Raw genomic sequence first — 1,708 nt, 5'->3', positions numbered from 1 at the left:
GAGGCCACTGAAAAAGTCCTCCAAATGTTCATAATCTAAAAGGTATAGTCCTTCATTATTTGAAGGAACTATCCTTTTTTTATTGTATAATTATAGTATCAATTTCAGTGTGGGTGGATACTATGATTCAAAAACAACAGTCTATGATTCTTTTTAGCCCTTTTATGGCTCTATATGATTTAGTCGTTCCAAAAGATAATCTGTTACGAAAAATTAATGACTTAATTGACTTTTCATTTGTTTATGATGAAATCAAGAAAAATTATTGTTTTGATAACGGTCGAAATGCCATCGATCCTATTCGTATGTTCAAGTATTTATTATTAAAGTCGATTTATGACTTGTCTGATGTTGACGTTGTTGAACGTTCAAAATATGATATGTCTTTTAAATATTTTCTTGATATGGCACCCGAAGATTCGGTGATTGAACCAAGTTCTTTAACCAAATTTAGAAAGTTGCGTTTAAAAGACGTAAAACTTTTAGATATGCTTGTTAATAAAACCGTAGAAATCGCTATTGAAAAGGGAATTATCAAAAGTAAAGCTATTATCGTAGATGCCACTCATTCGAAAGCTCGTTATAATCAGAAATCACCTAAAGAAATCCTAATGGATCGTTCGAAAAAGCTTAGAAAAGCTGTTTATAAAATAGATGAAAGCATGAAAGATAAGTTTCCCACTAAAACTTCAACGGATATTTTGGAGGATGAAATGGAGTATTGTCAAAAACTGATTGAGGTGATTGAGAAGGAAGATACGCTTGTTCCATATCCAAAAGTAAAGGAACAACTAAACCTTCTAAAAGAAACGGTAAATGACGATATCGAATATCTACAAATTTCAGAAGATAAAGATGCTAAAGTTGGTCACAAGAGTGAGGATACCTCATTTTTTGGATACAAAACGCACATAGCCATGAGTGAAGAAAGGATTATTACAGCCGCAACAGTCACAACTGGAGAAAAGAATGACGGAAAACAATTAGAAACACTGATTGAAAAAAGTATGACAGCCGGCATGGAAGTTGAGGCAGTGATCGGGGATGCAGCTTATTCGGAAAAAGGAAATATCGAGTTCACAAAAAAGAATGGAATGAAATTGGTAGCCAAATTAAACCCTTCTGTAACACAAGGATACCGTAAAAAAGAAGATGAATTTGAATTTAATAAAGATGCTGGAATGTATGTTTGTAAGGCTGGACATATGGCAATAAGAAAAGCAAAACAGGGCAAAAAAGGAGAAGGTAGAAATCAAGTTCATACGTACTATTTTGATATAGAAAAATGTAAACACTGTCCGTTTAAGGAAGGATGTTATAAGGAAGGGGCTAAAAGTAAAACATATTCTGTAAGCATCAAATCAAACGAGCATACAGAGCAGGCAAAATTTCAAGAAAGTGACTATTTTAAAGAAAAGTCGAAAGAACGATATAAAATAGAAGCTAAAAATAGCGAATTAAAACACAGACACGGGTACAATGTTGCAAAATCCTCGGGTCTATTAGGTATGGAATTGCAAGGTGCCATGGCAATATTTACGGTGAATTTAAAAAGAATTTTGAAATTAATGAGTTAAAAAAGATAGGAATTCATGAGAAAATGGATAAAAAAAGACGACTCTACATTCAAAAAATTTAATGAGGGTCGTCTTTTTTTTATGCGGCCAGCTGATTATTTAGAAATGACCTCAGTTTGTCAGTGGCCTCA

At 33.1% G+C, this 1,708-nt stretch carries 1 protein-coding gene; it reads left to right on the top strand.

The window, feature by feature from the left end:
* The first annotated feature begins 122 nt into the window (after positions 1-122).
* Entirely contained in the window at positions 123-1,577 is a 1,455-nt protein-coding gene (locus tag ACTNDN_RS24800; RefSeq protein WP_048717259.1) for an IS1182 family transposase, read from the top strand.
* The last annotated feature ends 131 nt before the right edge of the window (positions 1,578-1,708 follow it).

It is taken from the genome of Niallia sp. HCP3S3_B10, from assembly GCF_052064465.1.
GTDB lineage: Bacteria > Bacillota > Bacilli > Bacillales > Cytobacillaceae > Niallia > Niallia hominis.
The sequence above is the reverse complement of the archived record's forward strand: the minus strand, read 5'-3'. Positions and strand labels throughout refer to the sequence as shown.

Excerpts from the sequence above, each read along its gene's own strand:
- ACTNDN_RS24800 (WP_048717259.1), top strand. The coding sequence starts at position 123 with ATGATTCAAAAACAACAGTCTATGATTCTTTTTAGCCCTTTTATGGCT.